At 60.9% G+C, this 21,640-nt stretch carries 15 protein-coding genes and 2 pseudogenes; 11 read left to right on the forward strand and 6 right to left on the reverse strand.

Features of this window, described 5'->3' with window-relative positions; genetic code table 11:
- Window positions 1-85 precede the first annotated feature (85 nt).
- Complete coding sequence (gene putP / locus BM110_RS12110; RefSeq protein ID WP_071492330.1) at window positions 86-1,570, reverse strand: sodium/proline symporter PutP; 1,485 nt, start codon at window positions 1,568-1,570, stop codon at window positions 86-88.
- Between the two features lie 460 nt (window positions 1,571-2,030).
- On the opposite strand from putP, the gene putA reads away from it, so the two are divergent.
- Window positions 2,031-5,984 carry a trifunctional transcriptional regulator/proline dehydrogenase/L-glutamate gamma-semialdehyde dehydrogenase gene (gene putA, locus BM110_RS12115; RefSeq protein WP_093513461.1) on the forward strand — a complete coding sequence of 1,318 codons (3,954 nt, stop codon included), beginning with the start codon at window positions 2,031-2,033 and terminating at the stop codon, window positions 5,982-5,984.
- A 204-nt stretch (window positions 5,985-6,188) separates the two neighbouring features.
- Window positions 6,189-7,991 (forward strand): acyl-CoA dehydrogenase, encoded by a 1,803-nt coding sequence (locus tag BM110_RS12120; protein ID WP_093513462.1) that lies wholly within the window; start codon window positions 6,189-6,191, stop codon window positions 7,989-7,991.
- Here BM110_RS12120 and BM110_RS12125 read toward each other — a convergent pair.
- Window positions 7,988-8,281: a cell division protein ZapA gene (locus BM110_RS12125; protein ID WP_071492333.1), complete on the reverse strand. Its 294-nt coding sequence runs from the start codon at window positions 8,279-8,281 to the stop codon at window positions 7,988-7,990. The two genes, BM110_RS12120 and BM110_RS12125, sit on opposite strands and share 4 nt — an antisense overlap.
- Window positions 8,278-8,508 carry a hypothetical protein gene (locus BM110_RS12130; protein WP_058423524.1) on the reverse strand — a complete coding sequence of 77 codons (231 nt, stop codon included), beginning with the start codon at window positions 8,506-8,508 and terminating at the stop codon, window positions 8,278-8,280. Before BM110_RS12130 ends, BM110_RS12125 begins: the two co-directional genes overlap by 4 nt.
- Window positions 8,509-8,851: 343 nt before the next feature.
- Between BM110_RS12130 and BM110_RS30115 the strand changes: the two are divergent.
- The 5 genes and pseudogenes from BM110_RS30115 to selO form a co-directional block, all read left to right on the forward strand.
- Window positions 8,852-9,508 (forward strand): annotated as a pseudogene (locus BM110_RS30115) (MCP four helix bundle domain-containing protein); the annotation flags it as partial.
- 303 nt (window positions 9,509-9,811) lie between these two features.
- Window positions 9,812-10,411: pseudogene (locus tag BM110_RS30120) on the forward strand (methyl-accepting chemotaxis protein); the annotation flags it as partial.
- Window positions 10,412-10,645: 234 nt separating this feature from the next.
- A complete protein-coding gene (locus BM110_RS12140; RefSeq protein WP_093513464.1) occupies window positions 10,646-12,388 on the forward strand; it encodes a potassium/proton antiporter in 1,743 nt (580 codons plus the stop codon).
- A 50-nt stretch (window positions 12,389-12,438) separates the two neighbouring features.
- Complete coding sequence (mscK, locus tag BM110_RS12145; RefSeq protein ID WP_071492335.1) at window positions 12,439-15,777, forward strand: mechanosensitive channel MscK; 3,339 nt, start codon at window positions 12,439-12,441, stop codon at window positions 15,775-15,777.
- A gap of 48 nt (window positions 15,778-15,825) precedes the next feature.
- A complete protein-coding gene (selO, locus tag BM110_RS12150) occupies window positions 15,826-17,289 on the forward strand; it encodes a protein adenylyltransferase SelO (RefSeq protein WP_093513465.1) in 1,464 nt (487 codons plus the stop codon).
- Between the two features lie 45 nt (window positions 17,290-17,334).
- Here the strand turns inward: selO and BM110_RS12155 are convergent, their stop codons facing one another.
- Entirely contained in the window at window positions 17,335-17,736 is a 402-nt protein-coding gene (locus BM110_RS12155; protein WP_038846491.1) for a helix-turn-helix domain-containing protein, read from the reverse strand.
- Window positions 17,737-17,744: 8 nt separating this feature from the next.
- The gene (locus tag BM110_RS12160; RefSeq protein ID WP_093513466.1) at window positions 17,745-18,032 is read right to left on the reverse strand and encodes a type II toxin-antitoxin system HigB family toxin; all 288 of its coding nucleotides are present in this window, start codon (window positions 18,030-18,032) and stop codon (window positions 17,745-17,747) included.
- Window positions 18,033-18,269: 237 nt separating this feature from the next.
- Between BM110_RS12160 and trxC the strand changes: the two genes are divergently transcribed.
- Entirely contained in the window at window positions 18,270-18,704 is a 435-nt protein-coding gene (gene trxC / locus BM110_RS12165) for a thioredoxin TrxC (protein WP_092246493.1), read from the forward strand.
- Between the two features lie 57 nt (window positions 18,705-18,761).
- On the opposite strand, the gene BM110_RS12170 is transcribed toward trxC, so the two are convergent.
- Window positions 18,762-19,532, reverse strand: a complete 771-nt coding sequence (locus BM110_RS12170) for a ParA family protein (protein WP_071492339.1) — start codon at window positions 19,530-19,532, stop codon at window positions 18,762-18,764.
- A gap of 349 nt (window positions 19,533-19,881) precedes the next feature.
- Here BM110_RS12170 and BM110_RS12175 point away from each other — a divergent pair, with 349 nt between their 5' ends.
- Genes BM110_RS12175 through BM110_RS12185 form a run of 3 tightly spaced genes read left to right on the forward strand, consistent with a single transcriptional unit; the run spans window position 19,882 to window position 21,636 of the window.
- A complete protein-coding gene (locus tag BM110_RS12175) occupies window positions 19,882-20,601 on the forward strand; it encodes a beta-ketoacyl synthase chain length factor (protein WP_092246490.1) in 720 nt (239 codons plus the stop codon).
- Complete coding sequence (locus tag BM110_RS12180; RefSeq protein ID WP_092246487.1) at window positions 20,577-21,389, forward strand: lysophospholipid acyltransferase family protein; 813 nt, start codon at window positions 20,577-20,579, stop codon at window positions 21,387-21,389. Before BM110_RS12175 ends, BM110_RS12180 begins: the two co-directional genes overlap by 25 nt.
- On the forward strand, window positions 21,367-21,636 hold the full coding sequence (locus BM110_RS12185; protein ID WP_071492342.1) for a phosphopantetheine-binding protein: 270 nt from the start codon (window positions 21,367-21,369) through the stop codon (window positions 21,634-21,636). Before BM110_RS12180 ends, BM110_RS12185 begins: the two co-directional genes overlap by 23 nt.
- Window positions 21,637-21,640: the final 4 nt, after the last annotated feature.

Raw genomic sequence — 21,640 nt, forward strand, 5'->3', positions numbered from 1 at the left:
GCGTAAAGCAAACGCAAAAAAAGGCCCGCTATCCATACGAAGCGGGCCTCTCTTTCAACTCATCAGGCGCTTAAGGCCCGGCGAATTACTTGTTGAGGTTGTAGTCTTTTTCCGCCGCATCAAAACGCTCGACCATACCCGCAGTCGGTGCGCCCATCTTGCTCACGACGTAGATCGCGAGGCTGGCGAAGATGAAGCCTGGGATGATTTCGTACAGGCCCAGCAGCTCAAAGTGTTTCCACACGATCACGGTGATCGCGCCGACCAGGATACCGGCCAGTGCGCCGTTGCGGGTCATGCCTTTCCAGATCACCGAGATCAGCACCACAGGACCGAACGCGGCGCCGAAACCGGCCCAGGCGTAGCTCACCAGGCCCAGTACGCGGTTGTTCGGGTTGGCGGCCAGGCCGATAGCGACCAGGGCCACCAGCAGCACCATGGCACGACCGACCCACACCAGCTCAACCTGGGAGGCGGTCTTGCGCAGAAAGGTTTTGTAGAAGTCTTCGGTCAGGGCGCTGGAGCACACCAGCAATTGGCAGCTCAGGGTACTCATCACGGCAGCCAGGATGGCCGACAGCAACACACCGGCAATCCATGGGTTGAACAGCAGCTTGGCCAGCTCGATGAATACGCGTTCGTGGTTTTCAGTCACAGGACCGGCCACTTCCGGGTGTGCCGAGAAGTAGGCAATACCGAAGAAGCCCACCGCCACCGTGCCGCCCAGGCACAGGATCATCCAGGTCATGGAGATACGACGCGCCTTGGCAATCGACTTCACCGAATCCGCCGCCATGAAGCGCGCCAGGATATGCGGCTGGCCGAAGTAACCCAGGCCCCAGCCCATCAGCGAAATGATGCCGATGAAGGTGGTGTTTTTCAGCATGTTGAAGTTGTCAGGGTTCTTGGCTTCGATGGCCAGGAAGGTGGTGTCGACGCCACCAGTGGCCAGCAACACGATGATCGGCGTGAGGATCAGCGCGAAAATCATCAGGGTGGCCTGTACGGTGTCAGTCCAGCTCACGGCCAGGAAACCACCGACGAAGGTGTAGGCAATGGTCGCTGCGGCACCGGCCCAAAGGGCGGTCTCGTAGGACATGCCGAAAGTGCTTTCGAACAAGCGGGCACCGGCAACGATGCCGGAAGCGCAGTAAATGGTGAAGAACACCAGGATCACCACGGCGGAGATGATCCGCAGCAGGCCGCTTTTATCTTCGAAACGGCTGGAGAAATAATCCGGCAGGGTCAGGGCGTCACCGTTGTGCTCGGTCTGGACCCGCAGGCGACCGGCGACAAACAGCCAGTTGAGGTAGGCACCGACGATCAGGCCGATGGCGATCCAGCTTTCCGACAGGCCGGACATGTAGATCGCGCCCGGCAGGCCCATCAACAACCAGCCGCTCATGTCGGAAGCACCGGCCGACAAGGCTGTCACCACGCTACCGAGGCTGCGACCGCCTAGGATGTAGTCGGAAAGGTTGTTGGTGGAGCGATAGGCCATGAAGCCGATCAGCACCATTGCTGCGATGTAGATCACGAACGTGATCAGGGTTGGATTACTAACGCTCATAAGAGTGACGCCCTGGCTTTGTTTTTATGTAGCGGCGGTCTGTCAGACGACCACCCACTGGAAGTAGGTAGACGTAGCTGCGTGCCGCGCATTTATGACTGACGTTTCCCCAGGAAAGCCGCCAGCCGATGAACCAAACCTCAGAGGTGGTTGCACCTTGGGCGCGAATGCTATTCAACAAAGCAAATAAGGTGCAACCAGTTTCGCGAGAATAAGTTGCACCTTGATGTTAAATGCGCAAAACACCTCGTTTTTGCTCCTTTTCGGAGCAAGAACAGCCGATCTCAGAAGCAAACGCACCAAGGCGAAGCGGATTCCGTCGAAGGCCGGTTTTTTTCCCGATCACGATCGAAAAAATCATGAAGAAAATGGGTTGCACCCGGTTGCACCTCTGCATGCGCAAAGCTAATCTTGCCGCCAGCTGATGCCACTCGGTAGTGGCACCCATGAGGATAAGAAAATGGCTACGACCACCCTTGGGGTCAAACTTGACGACCCGACCCGCGAGCGCCTCAAGGCCGCCGCGACCTCCATCGATCGCACGCCGCACTGGCTGATCAAGCAGGCGATTTTCAATTACCTGGAGAAACTGGAGGGTGGTGCAACCCTGACTGAACTCAATGGTTTGAGCAGCAAGGACGCGGACGACGCGGGCGAGGTCCAGACCGACCACGCCCACCAGTGCTTCCTCGAATTCGCCGAAAGCATCCTGCCGCAATCCGTGCTGCGTGCGTCGATCACTGCCGCTTACCGTCGCCCCGAGCCGGAAGTGGTGCCGATGCTGATCGAACAGGCCCGCCTGCCGGCGCCGATGGCCGAAGCCACCAACAAGCTCGCCGCCTCGATTGCCGAAAAACTGCGTAACCAGAAGAGCGCCGGCGGCCGTGCCGGGATTGTCCAGGGCCTGCTGCAAGAGTTTTCCCTGTCGTCCCAGGAAGGTGTCGCCCTGATGTGCCTGGCCGAAGCGCTGCTGCGCATCCCGGACAAGGGCACCCGCGACGCGCTGATCCGCGACAAGATCAGCACCGGCAACTGGCAGCCGCATTTGGGCAACAGCCCGTCGCTGTTCGTCAACGCCGCCACCTGGGGCCTGCTGCTGACCGGCAAACTGGTCGCCACCCACAATGAAGCCGGCCTCACCTCGTCCCTGAGCCGCATCATCGGCAAGAGCGGCGAGCCGATGATCCGCAAGGGCGTCGACATGGCCATGCGCCTGATGGGCGAACAGTTCGTCACCGGCGAAACCATCGCCGAAGCCCTGGCCAATGCGAGTAAATTCGAAGCCAAGGGCTTCCGCTATTCCTACGACATGCTCGGTGAAGCCGCGCTCACCGAACACGATGCCCAGAAGTACCTGGCCTCGTACGAACAAGCCATCCACTCCATCGGCAAAGCCTCCCACGGCCGTGGGATTTATGAAGGCCCGGGCATTTCCATCAAGTTGTCGGCGCTGCACCCGCGCTACAGCCGTGCGCAGTATGAGCGCGTGATGGATGAGCTGTACCCGCGTCTGCTGTCCCTGACCCTTCTGGCCAAGCAATACGACATCGGTTTGAACATCGACGCCGAAGAAGCCGACCGCCTGGAGCTGTCCCTGGACCTGCTCGAGCGCCTGTGCTTCGAGCCTCAACTGACTGGCTGGAACGGCATCGGTTTCGTGATCCAGGCCTACCAGAAGCGTTGCCCGTATGTGATCGACTACGTCATCGACCTGGCGCGCCGCAGCCGCCACCGCCTGATGATCCGCCTGGTAAAAGGCGCGTACTGGGACAGCGAAATCAAGCGCGCCCAGGTCGAAGGCCTGGAAGGCTACCCGGTGTACACCCGCAAGGTGTACACCGACGTGTCCTACATCGCCTGCGCACGCAAACTGCTGTCGGTACCGGAAGTCATCTACCCGCAGTTCGCCACGCACAACGCCCACACGCTTTCGGCCATCTACCATATCGCCGGTCAGAACTATTACCCCGGCCAGTACGAGTTCCAGTGCCTGCACGGCATGGGTGAGCCACTGTACGAGCAGGTTGTAGGCAAGGTTGCCGATGGCAAGCTGAACCGTCCGTGCCGCGTGTATGCACCGGTCGGCACCCACGAAACGCTGCTGGCCTACCTGGTCCGTCGCCTGCTGGAAAACGGCGCGAACACTTCGTTCGTCAACCGTATTGCCGACCAATCCATCTCGATCCAGGAGCTGGTGGCCGATCCGGTGACCAGCATCGAGCAAATGGCCACGCTGGAAGGCGGCTTCGGCCTGCCGCACCCGCGCATTCCATTGCCACGTGACCTGTACGGTAGCGACCGCGCCAACTCGGCCGGTATCGACCTGGCCAACGAACATCGCCTGGCATCGCTTTCGTGTGCCCTTCTCGCCACCGCTCACAACAACTGGAAAGCCACGCCGATGCTCGGTTGTACCTCCAGCGAGCAAGCAGCGGCGCCGGTGCTCAACCCGTCCGACCTGCGTGATGTAGTCGGTCATGTACAAGAAGCCACCGTCGAAGACGTCGACAACGCCATCCTGTGCGCAATCAGTGCCGGTCCGATCTGGCAGGCCACCCCGCCCGCCGAACGCGCCGCTATCCTGGAGCGCGCCGCCGACCTGATGGAGGGCGAGATCCAGCCGCTGATGGGCCTGCTGGCCCGCGAAGCCGGCAAGACCTTCGCCAACGCCATCGCCGAAGTGCGTGAAGCCGTGGACTTCCTGCGCTACTACGCGGTGCAGGCACGCAACGACTTCACCAACGACGCCCACCGGCCACTGGGCCCGGTGGTCTGCATCAGCCCGTGGAACTTCCCACTGGCCATCTTCAGCGGCCAAGTCGCCGCCGCATTGGCCGCCGGCAACCCGGTACTGGCCAAGCCGGCCGAACAAACTCCGCTGGTCGCCGCGCAAGCCGTGCGCATCCTGTTGGAAGCCGGTATTCCGGAAGGCGTGCTGCAACTGCTGCCGGGCCAGGGCGAAACCGTGGGTGCCCGCCTGGTGGGGGATGATCGCGTCAAAGGCGTGATGTTCACTGGCTCTACCGAAGTGGCGCGTCTGCTGCAACGTAATGTCGCGGGCCGCCTGGACGCCCAGGGCCGTCCGATCCCGTTGATCGCCGAAACCGGCGGCCAGAACGCGATGATCGTCGACTCCTCGGCGCTGACCGAACAAGTCGTGATCGACGTGGTGTCTTCGGCCTTCGACAGCGCCGGCCAGCGTTGCTCGGCCCTGCGCGTACTGTGCCTGCAGGAAGATTCAGCAGACCGTGTGATCGAAATGCTCAAGGGCGCCATGGCTGAATGCCGCCTGGGCAACCCGGAGCGCCTGTCGGTGGATATCGGCCCGGTGATCGACGCCGAAGCCAAGGCCGGCATCGAGAAACACATCCAGGCCATGCGCGACAAAGGCCGCAACGTATACCAGGTGGCGATTGCCGATGGTGAAGAGATCAAGCGCGGCACCTTCGTGATGCCAACCCTGATCGAACTGGAAAGCTTCGACGAGTTGCAACGCGAGATCTTCGGTCCGGTACTGCACGTGGTGCGCTACAAGCGTAAAGAGATCGACCAGCTCATCGGCCAGATCAACGCCTCCGGCTACGGCCTGACCCTGGGCGTGCACACCCGCATCGACGAGACCATCGCCAAGGTGATCGACAACGTCAATGCCGGTAACGTCTATGTGAACCGCAACATCGTCGGTGCCGTGGTCGGCGTACAACCGTTCGGCGGCGAAGGCCTGTCGGGCACTGGTCCGAAAGCCGGCGGCCCGCTGTACCTGTACCGCCTGCTGTCGACCCGTCCTACGGATGCGATCGAGCAATCCTTCGTACGCGGCGACGCACTGGCCGCACCGGATGTTCGCTTGCGCGACGCCATGAGCCAACCGCTGACGGCCCTCAAAACCTGGGCCGACAGCAACCAGTTCAGCGAACTCAGCGCCCTGTGCAGCCAGTTCGCCGCGCAATCGCAAAGCGGTATCACCCGCCAACTGGCCGGCCCGACCGGCGAGCGCAACAGTTACGCCATCCTGCCCCGCGAGCACGTTCTGTGCCTGGCGGACGTGGAAGGTGATCTGTTGACGCAACTGGCGGCGGTACTGGCCGTAGGCGGTTCGGCGGTATGGCCGGAATCTGACCTGACCAAGGCCTTGTTCCCACGCCTGCCGAAGGAGATTCAGGCGAAGATCAAGCGCGTGGCCGACTGGACCAAGGACGAAGTGGTGTTCGATGCGGTATTGCACCACGGTGATTCCGACCAGTTGCGCGCGGTGTGCCAGCAAGTGGCACAGCGTGGTGGCGCGATTGTCGGGGTGCATGGTTTATCCCAGGGCGAGACGGCGATTGCGCTGGAGCGTTTGGTGATTGAGCGGGCGTTGAGTGTCAACACCGCTGCGGCGGGTGGTAACGCCAGCCTGATGACCATCGGCTAACTGCCTGACGAAATGCGGTAAAAAATGTGGGAGGGGGCTTGCCCCCGATAGCGGTGGATCAGCCAATGCACTTGGTGACTGACACATCGCCATCGGGGGCAAGCCCCCTCCCACATTTGCCTGTGCATCACCCAAATCAATGTTGCTATCCAGCCTCTATTCGCGCACTTAGACTCAGGCCAATTCCTCCAAAGGTAATCCGCCATGTCCGAGACGCTGCTCAGTTCCCGCAATCTGGCTTTCGAGCTGTACGAAGTCCTCGATGCCGAGGGCCTGACCCAGCGCGAGCGGTTTGCCGAGCACAATCGCGAAACCTTCGACGCAGCCATCAGCACCGCACGCAGCATTGCGGAAAAATACTTTGCGCCCCACAACCGCAAGAACGACGAGAACGAACCGCGCTACGAAGACGGCAAGGCCATTCTGATTCCGGAGGTCAAACCGGCGGTGGATGCGTTCCTTGAAGCCGGTTTCCTCAACGCAGCACGCAGTTTCGAAGCCGGTGGCATGCAACTGCCCACCCTGTTGTCACAAGCCTGTTTCGCGCACTTCCAGTCGGCGAACGCCGCGTCCACGTCCTACCCGTTCCTGACCATGGGCGCCGCCAACCTGATCGAAAGCTTCGGCACCGCGGATCAGAAACAACGCTTCCTGCAACCGATGATCGACGGCCGTTTCTTCGGCACCATGGCCCTCACCGAACCCCACGCCGGCTCATCGCTGTCGGATATTCGCACCCGCGCAGAACCAGCGGCTGACGGCACCTATCGCCTCAAGGGCAACAAGATCTTTATTTCCGGCGGCGATCACCCTCTGTCGGAAAACATCGTGCACATGGTGCTGGCCAAGCTGCCGGACGCGCCCGCCGGGGTGAAGGGCATTTCGCTGTTTATCGTGCCCAAGTTCCTGGTCAACGACGATGGCAGCCTGGGCAAGCGCAACGATGTGTTGCTGGCCGGTCTGTTCCACAAGATGGGCTGGCGCGGTACCACCTCCACGGCGTTGAATTTCGGCGATAACGGCAACTGTGTCGGCTATCTGGTGGGCAAGCCGCACCAAGGTTTAAGCTGCATGTTCCAGATGATGAACGAGGCGCGCATCGGTGTAGGTATGGGCGCGGTAATGCTTGGCTACGCCGGCTATCTCTATTCCCTGGAGTACGCCCGCGAGCGCCCTCAAGGTCGCCTGCCCGACAGCAAGGATCCTACAACCGCACCGGTCTCGATCATCCAGCACGCCGACATCAAGCGCATGCTGCTCACACAAAAATCCTATGTGGAAGGCGCCTTCGACCTGGGCCTCTACGCCGCACGCCTGTTCGACGACACCACCACCCTGGAAACCGAAGACGCGCGCAAACAGGCCCATGAACTGCTGGACCTGCTGACCCCCATCGTCAAATCCTGGCCGTCGGAGTTCTGCCTCAAGGCCAACGAACTGGCGATCCAGATTCTCGGCGGCCACGGCTACACCCGTGAATACCCGGTGGAGCAGTACTACCGTGATAACCGCCTGAACCCGATCCATGAAGGCACCCATGGCATTCAGTCCCTGGATTTGCTGGGGCGCAAGCTGGCGCAGAATGGCGGCGCGGGCTTGAAGCAACTCATCAGGTTGATCGCCGAAACCGGCGCCCGTGCGCAGCAATATCCAAGCCTCACTGCACTGAGGGAACCGCTGGAACAACTGGTGAACCGCCTGCAAGGCGTGACCATCGGCCTGCTGACGGATCTCGCCCAGGGCAAGGTCAACAGCAGCCTGGCGAACTCGGCGCTGTACTTGAAGGTGTTCGGGCATACGGTGATTGGCTGGCGCTGGCTGGAACAGGCAATTCGCGCCGAAGAAGGCTTGGCCAAGGGCAATGCGGCCGATGTGGCCTTCTACAAAGGCAAGCTCCGGGCTGCCCGGTACTTCCTGACCTGGGAAGTACCGGGCTGCCATCATGAACTGGCGATTCTGGAGGCACGCGATGACACGTGCCTCGGTATGCAGGATGAGTGGTTCTAAGGCGTTCCGATCGCCTTGGAAATCACATCGACCGTGGCGCTGACTTGCTCTTGGTAACGGTCGAGTTCCTGCTGGTGAGCCTGCTGCATTTCGATCTGCTCGGCGCACAGGTTCAGCGCCGCCAGCACCAGTAATTTGTCACCGATCAGGGTCGGGTACTTTTTCTTGGTGGTGGCCAGGGAGGCCTTGAGCAGGGTCACGGCGTGCATCAGGGTCTTATCTTCCCCAGGCGGGGCCTTGATCGAGTAATCCTCTCCGAGAATCGAAACGACCTTTATCCCTTCACTCATGCGCTGACAGGCCCTGCACTCACACGCTCAACCAGCGCCTGGATACGGGCGGCGGTGGCGCCGTGCTTCTCTTCCTGTTCCATCAGGCTCAGTTGCAGGCTGTCGTTCTCATCCTTGGCGCGGGCCAGTTCGGCCTTGAGGGATTCATTGCTGCCCAGCAGGTCCTGATTCTGTTGTACGAGGTCGCTGACGAGTTGTTCCAATTGGCTGAGAGATGCTTCTAACATTTTGATTTCTCTGGCTTTTCAAAGGGCGGTGACGATAAAGAAAATTCACCTCGGATGCCAGGGTTATCCCCGGCGCGCGGCCCGTTTTTTAAGGGCCGGGCCGCACTTTCGAGCCTTAGTGACTGCATTTACCGGATCTGGTTCCTGAATCAGTCAAACCCCTCGTCAGGTGCGACAAAACCGCACACGCCCCTTTAGACTTTAGTCGTACGACCGATAGAGAGGCACACCCCGTCTCACGGCCGCACGGATCGCGCTTCTCCCCCAGGATTCCCGCATGTCGCTTCGTAATATGAATATCGCTCCGAGGGCCTTCCTCGGCTTCGCGTTTATTGGTGCGTTGATGTTGTTTCTCGGTGTGTTCGCCCTGAATCAGATGAGCAAGATCCGCGCTGCCACCGAAGACATCACCCTGTCCAGCGTGCCAAGCATTCGTGCCCTGGATGAGTTCACCCAACTGACCCTGCGCCTGCGGGTGCTGTCGTACCGCCTGCTGACCAACCGTGAACCGGATGTGCAACAGAAAACCCTGGAAGCCTTCGAGCTGCGCAACCAGCAGATTCGCACCGCCCAGGGCATCTACGAAAAACTGATCGAGAGCAGTGAGGAGCGTTCGACCTATGACGAGTACGTACGCCTGCTCGGCCAGTACCACCAGATTGAAGAGCGCATGAAGAGCCTGTCACGGGCCAATCAAGTGGAGGAACTGCGCAGCCTGCTCAACACCGAATTGCTCAGCAATTCCGAGCAAGTCAACGCCGTGCTCACGCGGCTGCTGGACCTCAACAACACGATGGCCCTGACCACCAATAAGGATGCCGAGGACCAATACAACATGGCCTTCAACCTGGTGGTAAGCCTGTTGGTGGTCGCCACCCTGCTGACCCTGCTGTTTGCCTGGCTGCTGACCCGCAGCATCACACTGCCCATTTCCCAGGCATTGGAAGCTGCGGAAGAAGTGGCCGAAGGCAACCTGACCCGCCCGATCAAGGTCGACGGCAACGACGAAGCCGGGCGCCTGCTGGCAGCCATGGCCAAGATGCAGGACAAGCTGCGCGACACCCTGCAACGCATCGCCGGTTCCGCCACCCAGTTGGCATCGGCCGCCGAAGAGTTGAACGCAGTCACCGACGAAAGCGCCCGTGGCCTGACCCAGCAAAACAATGAAATCGAACAAGCCGCCACGGCGGTGAATGAAATGACCAGTGCCGTCGAAGAAGTTGCTCGCAATGCGGTGAGCACCTCCGAAGCGTCGCGCAACGCCACCACCTCCGCCGGTGATGGCCGTGATCTGGTGCAGGAAACGGTCAGCGCCATCGAGCGCATGAGCGCCGACGTGCAAGCCACCGCGACCCTGATTGGCGACCTGGCCAATGAGTCCCGCGATATCGGCAAGGTACTCGACGTGATCCGTGGCCTGGCCGACCAGACCAACCTGCTGGCCCTGAACGCGGCGATTGAAGCGGCGCGTGCCGGTGAAGCCGGTCGCGGCTTTGCGGTAGTGGCCGATGAGGTGCGGGCCCTGGCCCATCGCACCCAACAGTCGACCAGCGAAATCGAGCGGATGATCGGCAGTATCCAGGCCGGCACCGAGCACGCGGTGGATTCGATGCGCAACAGCACCGAACGCGCCGAATCGACGCTGAACATCGCCAAAGGTGCCGGGATGTCGCTGGATACCATCAACACCGCAATCGTCGAGATCAACGAGCGCAACCTAGTGATCGCCAGCGCGGCCGAAGAGCAGGCGCAGGTGGCGCGGGAAGTGGACCGCAACCTGGTGAACATCCGTGATTTGTCGGTGCAATCGGCCACTGGTGCCAGCCAGACTAGTGCGGCGAGCAGTGAGCTGTCGCGCCTGGCGGTGGACTTGAACGGGATGGTCAGCCGCTTCCGCCTCTAACTGACACAACTGGGTCGAAATTGTGGGAGGGGGCTTGCCCCCGATGACGGTGTATCAGCCAGCTTATCTGTAGCTGAACCATCGCAATCGGGGGCAAGCCCCCTCCCACATTTAGATCTGTGCCTGTCTTTAAAAGCTTTTTGACAGCGCAGCAATTCAACAGGTTAGAATCGCTGGCACGTAGACTGCATGGTCAGTTTGCGCCCTGTCTTGTTTGCCCGTGGAGTATTGCCTTTGAATGCGACGACCATCAACAGCCTGTTCCTGATCGGCGCGTTGCTGGTAAGTGCGAGCATTCTAGTGAGTTCTCTTTCGTCCCGCCTGGGCATCCCGATCCTGGTGATCATCCTGGCCGTGGGCATGGTCGCCGGCGTCGACGGCGGCGGCATCATCTTCGACAACTACCCGACCGCCTACCTGGTGGGCAACCTCGCCCTGGCCGTGATCCTGCTTGATGGCGGTTTGCGCACGCGGGTGGCGAGTTTCCGCGTGGCACTCTGGCCGGCGTTGTCGCTGGCCACGGTGGGGGTGTTGATTACCACCGGCCTCACCGGCATGGCCGCGGCCTGGCTGTTTGACCTCAATATCATCCAGGGCTTGCTGATTGGTGCGATTGTCGGCTCGACGGACGCCGCAGCCGTGTTCTCGCAGCTCGGCGGCAAAGGCCTGAACGAACGGGTCACCGCCAGCCTGGAGATCGAATCCGGCAGCAACGACCCGATGGCGGTGTTCCTCACGGTTACCCTGATCGACATGCTCGCCAGCGGCCAGACCGGCCTGCACTGGAGCCTGCTGACGCACCTGGTGCGCGAATTCGGCATCGGCGGCATCGTCGGCCTGGGCGGCGGCTGGTTGATGTTGCAGATGGTCAACCGCATCAACCTGGCCACCGGCCTGTACCCGATCCTGGTGATCGCCGGTGGCCTGTTCGTATTTGCCGTGACCAACGCCCTGCACGGCAGCGGCTTCCTCGCCGTGTACCTGTGCGGCCTGGTGATAGGCAACCGCCCGGTGCGCAGCCGTCATGGCATTCTGCATATGCTCGACGGCATGGCCTGGCTGGCGCAGATCGGCATGTTCCTGGTGCTGGGCCTGCTGGTCACGCCCCATGACTTGCTGCCGATTGCGTTGCCGGCCCTGGGCCTGGCGCTGTGGATGATCCTGTTTGCACGGCCGCTGTCGGTGATGGTTGGCCTGCTGCCCTTCAAGGCGTTCCATGGCCGCGAAAAAGCCTTTATCGCCTGGGTCGGGTTGCGCGGCGCGGTGCCGATCATCCTGGCGGTGTTCCCGCTGATGGCCGGCCTGCCCCATGCGCAGCTGTACTTCAACCTGGCGTTCTTTATCGTGCTGGTGTCACTGCTGGTGCAGGGCACGAGCCTGCCGTGGGTGGCCAAGCTGCTCAAGGTCACCGTCCCGCCGGACCCGGCGCCGATTTCCCGCGCGGCGCTGGAAGTGCACGTCACCAGCGAATGGGAGCTGTTCGTCTACCGCCTGGGCGCGGAAAAATGGTGCATCGGCGCCGCCCTGCGCGAGCTGAAAATGCCCGAAGGCACGCGGATTGCCGCGCTGTTCCGTGGCCAGCAACTGCTCCATCCGTCGGGTAGTACCGTGCTGGAAGTCGGCGACCTGCTCTGCGTGATCGGCCACGAACACAACCTGCCAGCCCTGGGCAAACTGTTCAGCCAGGCACCGCAACGCGGGCTGGATCTGCGCTTCTTCGGCGACTTCGTGCTGGAAGGCGACGCCCAGCTGGGCGCGGTGTCGGCCTTGTACGGCCTGAAGCTGGAGGGCATCGACCCGGACATGCCGCTGAGCAGCTTCATCACCCAGAAAGTCGGGGGCGCGCCCATCGTCGGCGACCAGGTGGAGTGGAACAACACCATCTGGACCGTTGCGGTCATGGACGGGAACAAGATCGGCAAAGTGGGCGTCAGATTCCCCGAAGGAAGTCGCCCGGGCCCCGGACTCTTCCTCTAAACTGCGGGGCGACGACGCCCCCGATTCTTCACCTTGCACGACCGGTCTCTATGCCAACCTTGCGCACTCTTCTCGCCACTGCCCTGCTGAGCCTGACCCTGTGTGTCGGCGTTGTCCACGCCGCCGACCCGCCCAGCGCCGAGGCTATCCAGCAAACCCTGGACAAGCTGCCCGACCGCAAACTGCCCGACGCCGACATGAAGGCGCTGCAGACCATTCTGCAGCAGACCCTGACGTACCTGGGCAACAAGCAGGATTACGAGCAGCGCCTGGCCGACCTCAAGCGCCAACTGGAAGACGCCCCGCGCCAGACCACCGAGAACCAGCGCGAACTGACGCGGCTCAAGGCAACCAAAGTCATCCCGGTCGCCCAGCGCTACGCCAGCCTGCCGGTGCCACAGCTTGAACAGTTGCTGGTGCAGCGCAGCACCCAGCAAGGCGACCTGCAAAAAGAACTGGCCGATGCCAACAGCCTGTCCATCGCCGCCCAGACCCGTCCTGAGCGCGCCCAGACCGAAATCAGCAACAGCCAGACACGCATTCTGCAGATCAACTCGACCCTCAAGGCCGGTAAAGACAACGGCAAGACCCTCAGCGCCGACCAGCGCAACCAGCTCAACGCCGAACTTGCGGCCCTCAACGCGCTGATCCCCCTGCGCCGCCAGGAACTGGCCGGCAACAGCCAGCTGCAAGACCTGGGCAACAGCCAGCATGACCTGGTGATGGAAAAGACCGCACGCCTGGAACAAGAGATCCAGGACCTGCAGACCCTGATCAACCAGAAGCGCCTGGCCCAGTCCCAGCAGACCGTGACCCAGCAGTCCATCGAAGCGCAAAAAGCCGGTGGCAGCAGCCTGCTGGCCACGGAAAGCGCGGCCAACCTGAAGCTGTCCGACTACCTGCTCAAAAGTACCGACCGCCTCAACGACCTGACGCAGAAGAACCTGCAGACCAAGCAGCAACTGGACACCGTGACCCAGAGCGACTCGGCCCTGGACGAGCAAATCAACGTGCTCAAGGGCAGCCTGCTGCTGTCAAAGATCCTCTACAAGCAAAAGCAGGCCCTGCCGCGTCTCACCGTGGACCGCGACCTGGCGGACGACATCGCCAACATTCGCCTGTACCAGTTCGAGGTCAACCAGCAGCGCGAGCTGATCAGCTCGCCCAGCGCCTATGTGGATAACCTGCTGGCCAACCAGGCGCCGGAAGACGTCACCCCGCAACTGCGCCGCACCTTGCTCGAATTGGCGATCACCCGCAGCGACCTGCTGGAGCGCCTGAGCCGTGAACTGAGCGCGCTGCTCAACGAATCCATCACGTTGCAACTGAACCAGAAGCAGTTGCTCAGCACCGCCACCACCCTGCGCGCGACGCTGGATGAGCAGATGTTCTGGATTCCCAGCAACAAGCCGCTGGATACCGAATGGCTGGAAACCGTCCCCGCGCACCTGAGCAAGCAAGTCGCCACCCTGCCCTGGGCGTCCAGCGTCAGCGAACTGTATGACGGCCTGACCCAACGCCCGCTGCTGTTCCTGCCCCTGCTGCTGTTGATCGGCGCGTTGCTGTGGCGTCGTAAAAACCTGTACCAGCGCCTGAACAAGGTGCACCTGGACATCGGCCACTTCAAGCGCGACAGCCAGTGGCACACGCCCCAGGCCATCCTGATCAACATCCTGCTGGCGATGCCGGTGTCCCTGGGCTTGGCGTTGTGCGGCTACGCGCTGCAAATCGACGCCCGTGGGCAAAACGCCAACCTCGGTTCAGCCCTGTTGCAGATCGCTCAGGCCTGGCTGGTGTTCTACACCGCCTATCGCATCCTGGCGCCCGGTGGCGTGGCCGAACTGCACTTTCGCTGGGAAAAGCCCCAGGTCGAATTCCTGCAAGGCTGGGTGCGCAAACTCGGGCTGGTGGTATTGGCCCTGGTGGCCGTGGTCGCCATCGCTGAACACCAACCCGCGGCGCTGGCCGACGACGTGCTGGGCATCGGCGTGGTGCTGACCTGCTACGCGCTGATGGCCTGGCTGCTGGGCCGCCTGTTGCTCAACAGCCCTACGCACGAAAAGGCTTCGCTGTTTCGCAAGGCCGTGGGCCTGTTGTTTACCGCGCTGCCCATCGCGCTGTTTATCGCCGTGTGCTTCGGCTACTACTACACCGCACTCAAGCTCAGCGACCGGCTGATCAATACCCTGTACCTGCTGATGTTCTGGCTGGTGATCGAAGCCACCTTCGTCCGTGGCCTGGGCGTTGCCGCCCGGCGCCTGGCCTATGCGCGCGCCCTGGCCAAACGCCAGGCCGCCAAGGAAGCCGGCGACGGCGAAGCGGTGATCGAAGAACCGACCCTGGACATCGAGCAGGTCAACGAGCAGTCCATGCGCCTGATTCGCCTGGCATTGCTCGGCGGTTTTATCGCCGCGCTGTATTGGGTGTGGGCGGACCTGATCTCGGTATTTTCTTACCTGGATAACGTCACGCTGTACGAATACACCAGCGGCACCGGTGCGAATATCAGCATGGTGCCCATCAGCATCGGCGACTTGCTCGGCGCGCTGATCATCATCGGCATTACCTTCGCGCTCGCGCGCAACTTACCGGGTTTGCTCGAAGTATTGGTGCTGTCCAAACTGGACCTGGCCCAGGGCAGCGCCTACGCGACCACCACGCTGTTGTCCTACGTGATTGCCGGCGTCGGTTTCGTCTCCACCCTGTCGACCCTCGGCGTGAGCTGGGACAAGTTGCAATGGCTGGTGGCGGCGCTGTCGGTGGGCCTGGGCTTTGGTATGCAGGAGATCTTCGCCAACTTCATCTCCGGCATCATGATCCTGTTCGAACGCCCGGTGCGCATCGGCGACACCATCACCATCGGCAACCTGTCGGGCACGGTGAGCAAGATCCGCATCCGCGCCACCACGATCACCGACTTTGACCGCAAGGACATCATTGTCCCGAACAAAACGTTCATTACCGGACAACTGATCAACTGGTCACTGACCGACACCATTACCCGCGTCACCCTCAAGCTCGGCGTGGACTACGGCTCCGACCTGGACCGCGTGAAGGAACTGCTGCTCAAGGCCGCCCGCGAGAACCCGCGGGTACTCAAGGAGCCGGAACCCCATGTGTACTTCCTCAACTTCGGCGAAAGCACCCTCGACCATGAACTGCGCATGCACGTGCGCGACCTGGGCGACCGCAACCCGGTGATCGACGAAGTGAACCGCTTTATCAATCGCGAGTTCAAGAAAGAGCACATCAACATCTCGTTCCGCCAGATGGAGGTCTATCTCAAGAACCTCCACGGCCAGGAATACAAACTGGTGGAAGTCGACACCCCGGCCAAGCCCGCCAATGACGGCGGCGTGCAGGAACCACCACCGAGCAAACTCGACTAACCGCGCTATCCCCAGCAGAATGCTCGGACATTCTGCTGGAGATGGCCGGTGAAAGCCCTCGACGAACTGACCTTCGACAACCGCTTCGCACGCCTGGGCGATGCGTTCTCAACCCATGTATTGCCCGAGCCCCTCGACGCACCGCGCCTGGTCGTGGCGAGCGAGGCCGCCATGGCCCTGCTCGACCTGGACCCCGCCGTTGCCGAAACACCGGTGTTCGCCGAACTGTTCGGCGGGCACAAACTGTGGGCCGAGGCAGAGCCGCGGGCGATGATCTATTCCGGGCATCAGTTCGGCGGCTACACCCCGCAATTGGGTGACGGCCGTGGGTTGTTGCTGGGCGAGGTGTACAACCAGGCGGGCGAGCATTGGGACCTGCACCTCAAGGGCGCCGGCATGACGCCTTACTCACGCATGGGCGATGGGCGTGCCGTGCTGCGCTCGTCGATCCGCGAATTCCTCGCGTCCGAAGCGCTGCATGCGCTGGGCATCCCCAGCAGCCGCGCGCTGTGCGTGATCGGTTCCGACACCCCGGTGTGGCGCGAAAAACAGGAACGCGGCGCGATGGTGTTGCGCATGGCGCACAGCCATATCCGCTTCGGGCATTTCGAATACTTCTACTACACCAAGAAACCCGAGCAGCAGGCGCAACTGGCCGAACACGTGCTCAACCTGCACTACCCCGAATGCCGCGAACAGCCCGAGCCGTACCTGGCGATGTTCCGCGAAATCGTCGAGCGCAATGCCGAGCTGATCGCCAAATGGCAGGCATATGGCTTCTGCCACGGGGTGATGAACACCGACAACATGTCGATCCTCGGTATCACCTTCGACTTCGGGCCGTTTGCATTCCTGGACGACTTTGACGCGCACTTCATCTGCAACCACTCGGATCACGAAGGGCGCTATTCCTTCAGTAATCAGGTGCCGATCGGGCAGTGGAACTTGAGTGCATTGGCGCAGGCGCTGACACCGTTTATCAGCGTCGATGCGTTGAAGGAAGCACTTGGGTTGTATCTGCCGCTTTATCAAGCGAACTACCTGGACCTGATGCGCCGCCGCTTGGGGCTGACCATCGCCGAAGACGATGACCAGCAACTGGTCGAGCGTTTACTGAAGCTGATGCAAAACAGCGGCGTGGATTACACCCTGTTCTTCCGGCGCCTGGGGGATGAATCGGCGGCGTTGGCCGTAGCGCGGCTGCGCGATGACTTTGTCGACCTGGCCGGGTTTGATGCCTGGGCCGAGCAGTACAAGGCGCGCGTTGAGCGGGATGGGGAATTCAGCCAAGAACAACGCCGTGCGCGGATGCATGCGGTGAACCCGCTGTATATCCTGCGCAACTACCTGGCGCAGAACGCCATCGTTGCCGCCGAATCCGGGGATTACAGCGAAGTGCGGCGGTTGCATGCGGTGCTTTCCAAGCCGTTTGAGGAGCAAGCGGGGATGGGGCAGTACGCACAGCGGCCGCCGGATTGGGGGAAGCATTTGGAGATTAGTTGTTCGTCATAGGAGGCCTATCCAGAAGATCGCCCACCGCCGTGATCGTGATCGTGATCAGATGAACATATCCACAGGGACCTTGAAGAACTCCGCCAGCCAACGAATCTGCCGAACGTTCAGCTGGCGTTTTCCACTCAGGATTTCTGAGACAACCGACTGAGCGCCGACACCAGGCAGGTCACTTTGCGTCAAGCCATGCTCCTGCATCATTGAACGCAATACATCGACACCGCTCGCCTCAGGTATTGGCCAATGCTCTAAGTCATAGGCCTCAACCCAATCACCGATGATATCGACCAGCCCCATCAGCGGATGGGTTTCATCGTCCCCCACGATATCCAGCAATTCGTCGAGCGCCTCTACCAACACATCGTAATCAGCCTCGGTTTTCGGCTTACGCAACAAGGGGGACACGAACTGCCAATGCTCGGCGACTTGCTCGATCAATACACTCATTTTTCCCATTACTCCTTCCACTTACCCTTGTCGTATTCACGATGGTCCAAAACATGCCGGATGTAGAGACGCTGCATTCGATAGCGCACGATGGCAATAAGGCGGAGCTTGTTGCCTCCGATATTGAACACATGCAGCGCCCCCACTTTATCCACAGCAGGGAAAACTGCTCTCAAAGTCGCAAAGTCTTCAGGGTTGATGACTTTGACCTTCCGATGCCACTCATCCAGAGCACTGGCTGAGTGAGGCCATTTTTCCTTGGCATTTCGTATTTGCTTCGCACTGATCACTCGCATGCAACATCCCTATCGCATCTTGCTATGAAGGTTAAACTCGAACGCTGACTATCGCAATTTGCTATAGAGTCGATCGGACCGGTGGTGCTTTGTCGAACACGCTTTCACAGCCTAGGTAGGCATGCCCAACCAGCACGCAAAAATCTGTGAGCATATGCAACGCCGCTTCATAACTTGATAACACCTGCGTCCGGCTCCACATTGAACTTCACTGACTGCTTTCATTGGAGCCCCACCATGCCCGAACCTCTTGTCATCCCCTGCCCCCACTGCAACGGCCTCAACCGCATCCCCGGTGAACGCCTGGGTGATGCGCCCAAATGCGGGCGCTGCAAGCAGCCGGTTTTGTCGAACAAGCCGTTTGAGTTGAAGCAAGGCGACTACGCCAGTCAAATCAAGGGCGATTTGCCGTTGCTGGTGGATGTGTGGGCGGACTGGTGTGGGCCGTGTAAGTCGTTTGCGCCGGTGTTCGAGCAGGCGGCCGGGCAGTTGGCGGGCAAGTGCCGGTTGGCCAAGCTGGACAGCGAGGCCAATCAGCAGTTGTCGGCACAGTTGGGGATTCGCTCGATTCCCAGTTTGATTCTGTTCAAGAACGGCCGCGAAGCGGCGCGCCAGAGTGGGGCGCTTGCGTTGCCGCAATTGATGAGCTGGTTGCATAGCCAAGGCGTGTAACTCGGCCTTGGAAACCACCCATCCCCCTCCCACAGGGGTTTTGTGTTGTCTTTTGGATCACGCGTTTTCCAGCAGGTTATGCAACTCTACAAACTGCTGCGTCAGCTTGTGCCGTGGATCCAGGTGGATCAGCGGCTTGCTCTCCTGGTGCGACTCACGCATGCGCACGGAGCTGGCCAAGTACACCGGCAGCACCGGCAACCCTTCTGCAATCAACTCATCCAGCATCTGCTGCGGCAGGCTCGCCCGGGCCTGGAACTGATTGACCACGATGCCTTCCACTTCGAGGTCCTCGTTGTGGTCTTCCTTCAACTCTTCGATCTCCGCCAGCAGACCATACAGGGCCTGGCGCGAGAAGCTGTCGCAATCGAAGGGTATCAGCACGCGATCAGCGGCAATCAGCGCTGAAACCGCATAAAAATTCAGTGCTGGAGGCGTATCCAGGTAAATCCGGTCGTAATCTTCGCTCAGCTCATCCAGCAGCTTTCGCAGCTTGTTGATCTTGTGCTTGGCCTCGAGCTTGGGCTGCAGGTCCGCCAGTTCTGCGGTTGCGGTGATCACGTGCAGGTTGTCGAAGGGGGTCTCGTAGATATCCACTCGGTTTTTCTTCGAAAACGGCCCGGAAGACAGGGTTTGCTTGAAGAATTCGGCAATACCCATGGGGATATCGTCGCCGGTCAGCCCAGTGAGGTATTGGGTTGAATTGGCTTGCGCATCGAGGTCCACCAACAGGGTTCGATAACCTTCGCTGGCGCTGACTGCCGCCAGGTTGCAGGCAATGCTGGACTTGCCAACGCCACCTTTTTGATTGAACACCACACGCCGCATGGAAAAACCTCCGTGTATCAATGAATGTCCGAGTGTAGAGGGCAAAAGCGCCTGTTAGCTACCTCGTTCATCCATGCACTGCTGCATCACGATGCCATTGGCACGATAGCTGTCATACACAGCCCACAGATTAAAAAGAACGGTCCGACAATCCATCCAGTCCTTGGGTAAAGGACAATCTGTCAATTCTTTCCACTATTTTGTAATCGACCGTGCACAAATCTTTACCAAAGTTTGCTAGAACCCCACGGCACCGGGATAATGCGCGCCATTCGGCTATTGTTCCCTGTCCCGGTATTCGGGGCCAAAAGTCGCACATGGAAGCCCGCAGGGGCGGGACAACTTCTCAGTGATCACTTTCAACATCGCCCAATGGCGCGCCTGGGCCCCCGGGCTCGATAGCGTGGATGACTGGCGCGCCTGGTGTCAGGCGCCGGCGTTGCTGCCCGCAAGTGATGCAGCCCCTGATGTCTCGTTCCTGCCGGCCATGCAGCGCCGCCGCCTGAGCAGGCTGGCGCGCATGGCGTTCAGCGTGGGTTGGCCACTGGCCGAAGGCCTGCAGGACCTGCCGCTGGTGTTTATCTCCCGGCATGGCGAAACCCCGCGCACCCTCGACATCCTCAGCGACCTGGCCAGCGAACAACCGCTGTCGCCAACCCAGTTCAGCCTGTCGGTGCACAATGCGGTGATTGGCCTTTGGTCGATCCTGCGCAATGAAACCAGCGAAATGACCGCCCTCGCCGCCGCCGGCGATGGCCTGGAACACGGCATGCTCGAAGCCGCCGCGCTGCTCAACGAAGGTGCGACGGCGGTTTTACTGGTGATAACCGAAGAGCAGGCGCCCGAAGCCTATGCCAGCTGGATCGTCGACGTGCCCTTCCCCTACGCCCTCGGTTTGCTGCTGACGCCGGGCGACGAGTGGCAACTGGAACTCGGTACCGGCACTGTCCAACCCACTCAAACCCAGTGGCCCCACGCCCTGAACCTGCTGCGCACCCTGCTCACCGAACAGGTCGCCTGCCAACATGCCTGGAAGAACCGCGTATGGAACTGGCAACGCAAGCCCTGAATGACAAACCACGAGACGCCTATTACTGGCGCCTGTTCGCCACCGCCGCCAGCTTTGCGCTGTTCGGTTTCGGCGGGTTGTGCCTGCGTTTGCTGGTGTTTCCTTTGCTCAGTTGCCTGCCAGGGGACGCTGCAAAGCACCGCAGCCGCGCCCGTCACACGATCAGTTGGCTGTTCTGGTTCTTTATCCGCCTGATGCAACGCGCCGGCGTGCTGACCTACAGCGTCGAAGGTGCCGAAAAGCTGGGTCGCCCGGGCCAGATGATCATCGCCAACCACCCATCGCTGATCGACGTGGTATTCCTGATCGGCCTGGTGCGCCAGGCCAATTGCGTGGTCAAGCAGAGCCTGTGGCAGAACCCGTTCACCCGCGGCCCGGTGCGCGACGCCGGTTATATCAGCAACGACGGCAGTGCCGAGATGCTCGATGCTGCCGCAGACGCCCTGCGCAGCGGCCAGACCCTGATCATCTTTCCCGAGGGCACCCGCACCACACCCGGCGCGGCGCCTGCCTTTCATCGCGGCGGTGCCGCCATTGCACTGCGGGGTGCGACAATCATCACCCCCGTGGTGATCAAGGTCAGCCCGACCACGCTGACCAAGGCCGAACCCTGGTATCGCATCCCTAAATGCCGCGTGCACTTCAGTTTGCGGGTGGGTGCCGATATAGAACCACAGGCGTTCGCAACACTGGGGCCCGCGCCCCAGGCCTCACGCAAGCTCAACGATTACCTGCATCACTATTTTATTAAGGAGCTCGCCGAAGATGAGCGACCAACACCGCCTTGAGCACGACATAAAGGCGCTGATCATCGAGGCCCTGGGCCTGGAAGATATCAGCGTCGACGATATCGGCAGCGATCAGACCCTGTTCGGCGAAGGCCTCGGCCTGGATTCGGTAGATGCCCTGGAACTGGGCCTGGCGATCCAGAAAAAGTACGGCATCAAGATCGATGCCGACGCCAAGGACACCCGCAATCACTTCACCAACGTGGCCAGCCTTGCGGCGTTCGTCACGGCCAGACAGGCAGCTTGAGACC

This window comes from Pseudomonas sp. NFPP28 (assembly GCF_900115535.1).
Lineage (GTDB): Bacteria > Pseudomonadota > Gammaproteobacteria > Pseudomonadales > Pseudomonadaceae > Aquipseudomonas > Aquipseudomonas extremorientalis.

Coding starts and splice junctions, on each gene's coding strand:
- putP (WP_071492330.1), bottom strand. CDS start 1,570: ATGAGCGTTAGTAATCCAACCCTGATCACGTTCGTGATCTACATCGCA.
- putA (WP_093513461.1), top strand. CDS start 2,031: ATGGCTACGACCACCCTTGGGGTCAAACTTGACGACCCGACCCGCGAG.
- BM110_RS12120 (WP_093513462.1), top strand. CDS start 6,189: ATGTCCGAGACGCTGCTCAGTTCCCGCAATCTGGCTTTCGAGCTGTAC.
- BM110_RS12125 (WP_071492333.1), bottom strand. CDS start 8,281: ATGAGTGAAGGGATAAAGGTCGTTTCGATTCTCGGAGAGGATTACTCG.
- BM110_RS12130 (WP_058423524.1), bottom strand. CDS start 8,508: ATGTTAGAAGCATCTCTCAGCCAATTGGAACAACTCGTCAGCGACCTC.
- mscK (WP_071492335.1), top strand. CDS start 12,439: ATGCCAACCTTGCGCACTCTTCTCGCCACTGCCCTGCTGAGCCTGACC.
- BM110_RS12155 (WP_038846491.1), bottom strand. CDS start 17,736: ATGAGTGTATTGATCGAGCAAGTCGCCGAGCATTGGCAGTTCGTGTCC.
- BM110_RS12160 (WP_093513466.1), bottom strand. CDS start 18,032: ATGCGAGTGATCAGTGCGAAGCAAATACGAAATGCCAAGGAAAAATGG.
- trxC (WP_092246493.1), top strand. CDS start 18,270: ATGCCCGAACCTCTTGTCATCCCCTGCCCCCACTGCAACGGCCTCAAC.
- BM110_RS12170 (WP_071492339.1), bottom strand. CDS start 19,532: ATGCGGCGTGTGGTGTTCAATCAAAAAGGTGGCGTTGGCAAGTCCAGC.
- BM110_RS12180 (WP_092246487.1), top strand. CDS start 20,577: ATGGAACTGGCAACGCAAGCCCTGAATGACAAACCACGAGACGCCTAT.
- BM110_RS12185 (WP_071492342.1), top strand. CDS start 21,367: ATGAGCGACCAACACCGCCTTGAGCACGACATAAAGGCGCTGATCATC.